This window comes from Rhizobium ruizarguesonis (genome assembly GCF_012349115.1).
GTDB lineage: Bacteria > Pseudomonadota > Alphaproteobacteria > Rhizobiales > Rhizobiaceae > Rhizobium > Rhizobium ruizarguesonis.
The window spans coordinates 1-4,287 of the sequence record NZ_PQIG01000147.1; the positions used below are offsets into that span (position 1 = coordinate 1).

Sequence of the window (4,287 nt, forward strand, 5' to 3'; positions counted from 1 at the left end):
CTACAGCGCCGCGCGTCTTTTCAGACGCGCAAAGGACGCTGTAGCACTTTGAATTGCTGCATAATTTTATCCTTAAATCGATTCCGATTTAAGGAATTATGCAGTAGTTACGGACGGTGCTGATTGTGACCGGCATCGGCCAGCAGACGGACCAGGCCGGACAGATGACGCACGCCCGTCTTCAGGAAGATGCGGCCGAGATCATTGCGAAGGGCGGCTGCACTGACGCCCAGCCTGTCAGCGACCATAGCGCGGTCATCTCCGGAGACGACCTCGAGCGCTATGTCTGTTTCCGCTTTGCTGAGGCCAAAGCGCTCGCGAAGGAATTTCTCAAGGGTGCCTTTCGAATGGACCGGATCGAGCGGCGGCGGCGCACCGATGAAGACGGCGGCCACGGCTGCGGGCTCCAGGCTGATGCGCAGGTCGCTTCCATTGAGTGGCAGGACATGCGCGGCAAGTTCGCCCCCGCTTTCGCCGGCAAGCCGAACGGACAGGCCGGCCCCGTCAAGCGCAGCCTCGTCCCTTGCCGCAATGCGGATGGCCCGCGCGAGCTCCTGCGAAGCGCGGGTCGTCGCTGCTGCAAGCAGGCCGCTTCGGCCTGTCACGAACCTGCCTTCATCAAGCATGCGTTCGGCCCGGGCATTGGCGTGGAGGATTCGGTCGTCCGAATTGGTCAGGACCACGCCCTAGTGCAGGAGATCGAGCGTCTCGGCCAAGCGCAGCCGTTCGACGCTGCGGGCATCGAGGACATTGGTGATGGTGACGGCGCGCTGCAAATGGGGGAGCAGCAGCGCGCTGATGCCGATCTCGCGATGGGTGATCGGGCCGTATCTCAAATGGCGGCTGATCACAAGTTCGGACAGATGAGTCGGTGTGTATATCAGGAACTGATGCAAGATATCGACGATGCCGCGCGGCTTCAGGCAGGTCTGCACATAGGGCGAGCTGTCCAGGTAGCTCGGCGGAAGCCGGCGGGAGGCGACATAGGGCTCATCGGGGGGTGGCCCCGTCGCGAACCATTCCCCGAGGCGGGCGTGGATCTCGGGCATATGCTTCTGTCGCTCGGCAATGCCCTCTTCTTCCCAACCGACATTCTTGTGGATGATGACGCGATGCCGGCGCAGGTCGTTCAGCGACAGGATCGCGGATTCGGCATCCATCACCGCCGCGATTTCCGAGAGCGCGGTCTCCCAGCGGGTGGGATCCAGGGTGCAATCGTAGATGACACCGATGATCCGCGACAGGTCGGCCGGCGGCGGAAGCGCCGCGTGAATACTGGCCGCGTGAGTACTGGCCGACCCGGGCGGGGAGAGGTCGACGGACGGCGGATGACGACCATCCAGTCCTGGCTTGGCGCCATTATCCTTCGCCGGTTCATGAGCGAAGACATAGCCCCGCTTCGGCAGCGATTGCAGGCGTGCACCCTCATCGCCCAGGATACGGCGCAGATCGCGCACGGTCTGAGTGAGCGCATCGTCCGTCACCACCGCCCGTTCCCAGACGGCCGCGATCAGTTCGTCCTTGGAGATCACCCGGTTCGGATTATGGAGTAAATGCATCAGAAGCGTGAAGGTCTTCGGTCGGATCGGCACCACGAAACCGTCACGGGCAAGCAGGCCCGTCTGGAGATCCAGCACAAATGCACCGAAACTGAACCGATTTTCTTCCGGAGAGACTGCCATTCGCCGTCGAACCTCTTAAATTCAACGTCCAGCACGACATCATCTTCTAGTCTTTAAGTGAACGCTAAACAAAGCAGTCTGAAAAGTCCAGACAACAACCTAAAGTCAGCCTGGCACGCGGCTGTCGCGAGCCCAAGCGGCCGCAACCATTGGACCGCGCCGGCGACATGAGACTCGCCTCAGTCTTCGTCGCGCAAATCCTTGAGCAGCACGGTGATGATGCGCTCCATGGAATCGGCGGTCGCCATGCATTGCTCGATCGGTTCGTCCGACAACACGCGGTCGATGAGGCCGGTCTGGATGGCCATGGCTTCCTCGCTCAGCTTTCGACCCTCCGGCGTCAGATAGAGGCGCAGCACGCGTTTGTCGCGCTCGTCATCGCGGCGAAGGATCAGGCCGCGCTTTTCCATCTGCGGCAGCAGCATGCTCATGTTGGAGCGGCCGACCAGCAGCTTGCGCGCCAGCTCCTGCTGCGAGATGCCTTCGAAACGGTAGAGATTGACCAGGATATCGAGGTGCGGCGGCTTGATGTCGAGATCGGCAAGCGAGCGGGCCAGCGATTGCTGCATCAGCTGGCAGGCGCGAGCCACCGCGATCCAGCTGCGAAAACGCGGATGATCCCAGGGAAGGGATTGATTTTTGTTCATCGTTGTACTTTATTGTTCAGTGTTGAACAGTCTTTTGGAATCCCACTATGGCAAACTTTGCGCTTGACGTCACCCGCCTCGGGTTCTCGGCTCTGCAGGTGATTTCGCCTGATCTGGCAGGCAGAGCGGCGTTCCAGCTGTTCTGCCGGACGCCATCGGCAAAGCCGAAGGGAGCAAAGGCGAAGGCAGCGCATGCAGCGGGTGCGGCCCGGCTTGCCGGCGCCGAACGCTTCACCCTCAGGCTTGCCGGCGGGCGCCAAGCGCATGCCTATCGGCTGAACGGCGGGGCGAGGGGCAAGCGCAAGCGCTATCTGGTGACGCATGGCTGGGGATCGAGCGCGGCATATATGGCCGAACTCGTCTCGATGCTTGCGGCAACGAGTGCGGAGGTCGTGGCGCTCGATTTTCCCGGCCACGGCCGTTCCGGCGGACGCTTCCTGCATATGGGGCTTGCGGTCGAGACGATCGCGGCGGCCGAGGAGCGCTTCGGCGCATTCGATGCGACGATCGGTCATTCCTTCGGCGGCGCGGCGCTGATGGTCTCGGCAGCGGAGCTGCTGCCTGGCGTGGCGCCAGTCAGCGGTGAGAGACTGGTGCTGATCGGTGCGCCGAGCGAGATGGGCTGGCTGTTTACCGATTTCGGCCGGATGATCGGCCTTCGCCCTGCGGCGCAAGCGGCACTGGAGAACGAGGTCCATCGCGTCACCGGACGGAGGCTTGAAGACTTCGACGCCGGCGAAGCGGCGGGCGAGATCGGCCGCCCGGTGCTCGTCATCCATGCCGAGGACGACAAGGAGGTGTCGCCTCTCCATGCCAGGCGCTATGGCGCGGCGGGAAAGGGCGTTCGGCTCCTCTGGGCGAACGGCTTCGGCCACCGACGCATCATCGGCGCCGCGCCGGTTCTTGCCGCGATCGCGGCGTTTCTCGACGGCGATCGGGAAGCTGGTGAAGCGCCTGATGAAAACATAAAAAAAGATGCGGAGATCATTCCGTTTTTTGAGCTTCCGGCAAGGCGCGCAGCATTGTAGCGTCCGTCGCGAAGATCAAGCCGCGGCGGGACGCCTCATGAAAATCATCAGCAGCATCGAAGAGCTCAACACGATCTATGGCGCCGGACTTTCGCCGGCCTCCGTCACCAAGGTGACGAAGCAATTGACCCCGCTCTATCGTGAGATGATCGAGATCTCGCCGTTTGCAGCGCTTGCGACCGTCGGGCCGGAGGGGCTCGATTGTTCACCGCGCGGCGATCTTGGCGGCGTGGTGCGCGTCGCCGACGACGAGACACTGCATCTGCCGGATTGGCGCGGCAACAACCGGGTCGATTCGCTCTCCAACATCGTGCGCGATCCGAGACTGGCGCTGATGTTCCTGATCCCCGGCTCGAACACGACGATGCGCATCAACGGCCGCGGCGTCGTCTCAGACGATGAGGCGCTGCTTTCTAGCTTCGGGATGGACGGCAAACATCCGCGCACCGTCGTCGTGATTTCGATCGACGAGGTCTATTTCCAATGCGCGCGCGCTGTGATGCGGGCCGAGCTCTGGAATGGAGAGCACTTCGCCGATCCGGCAAAGCTGCCGACGCCCGGGCAGATGCTGAAGGCCGCAACCGGCGATTTCGACCAGGAAACCTACGACCGGGAATGGCCGGGGCGGGCGGCAAAGACGATGTGGTAGAGAAGCGTGCCTGTGGCCGCCGGCTTTTTACTCGGCGTCACAAGCGGCAAACTCGTCCGTTCCCTCAGGCTCCTGACGGACGAGAGAGGAATACGACGTTGCCACATACCTCTTCTCCCCAGCGGGGAGAAGTGCCGGAGCGATAGCGAGGCGATGAGGGGGTGAGCGGCAGGGCCGCGAATGCACTGAGCGCGAGCGAAGGGCAATGAATGATGTGCCGTGTGGCCCCCTTGCATGTTCAATTTGCACTGATTGTTGGATGATCTGTGCGCACTCCGGCG

5 protein-coding genes are annotated in these 4,287 nt (G+C 62.5%); 2 read left to right on the top strand and 3 right to left on the bottom strand.

Translation table 11 applies throughout. From position 1 onward, the window contains the following. Positions 1–107: 107 nt before the first annotated feature. The 3 genes from C3Y91_RS37415 to C3Y91_RS37425 all read right to left on the bottom strand — a co-directional run bounded on the left by C3Y91_RS37415 (position 108) and on the right by C3Y91_RS37425 (position 2,329). Entirely contained in the window at positions 108–605 is a 498-nt protein-coding gene (locus C3Y91_RS37415) for a helix-turn-helix transcriptional regulator (RefSeq protein ID WP_130681759.1), read from the bottom strand. 81 nt (positions 606–686) lie between these two features. After that, positions 687–1,682, bottom strand: coding sequence for a winged helix-turn-helix domain-containing protein (locus C3Y91_RS37420; protein WP_168576448.1), 996 nt, complete (start codon positions 1,680–1,682; stop codon positions 687–689). A gap of 179 nt (positions 1,683–1,861) precedes the next feature. Then, on the bottom strand, positions 1,862–2,329 hold the full coding sequence (locus tag C3Y91_RS37425; RefSeq protein WP_011652244.1) for a MarR family winged helix-turn-helix transcriptional regulator: 468 nt from the start codon (positions 2,327–2,329) through the stop codon (positions 1,862–1,864). A 47-nt stretch (positions 2,330–2,376) separates the two neighbouring features. On the opposite strand from C3Y91_RS37425, the gene C3Y91_RS37430 reads away from it, so the two are divergent. After that, on the top strand, positions 2,377–3,357 hold the full coding sequence (locus tag C3Y91_RS37430) for an alpha/beta hydrolase (protein WP_024321882.1): 981 nt from the start codon (positions 2,377–2,379) through the stop codon (positions 3,355–3,357). 37 nt (positions 3,358–3,394) lie between these two features. Continuing rightward, the gene (locus C3Y91_RS37435; protein WP_024321881.1) at positions 3,395–4,006 is read left to right on the top strand and encodes a pyridoxamine 5'-phosphate oxidase family protein; all 612 of its coding nucleotides are present in this window, start codon (positions 3,395–3,397) and stop codon (positions 4,004–4,006) included. Positions 4,007–4,287: the final 281 nt, after the last annotated feature.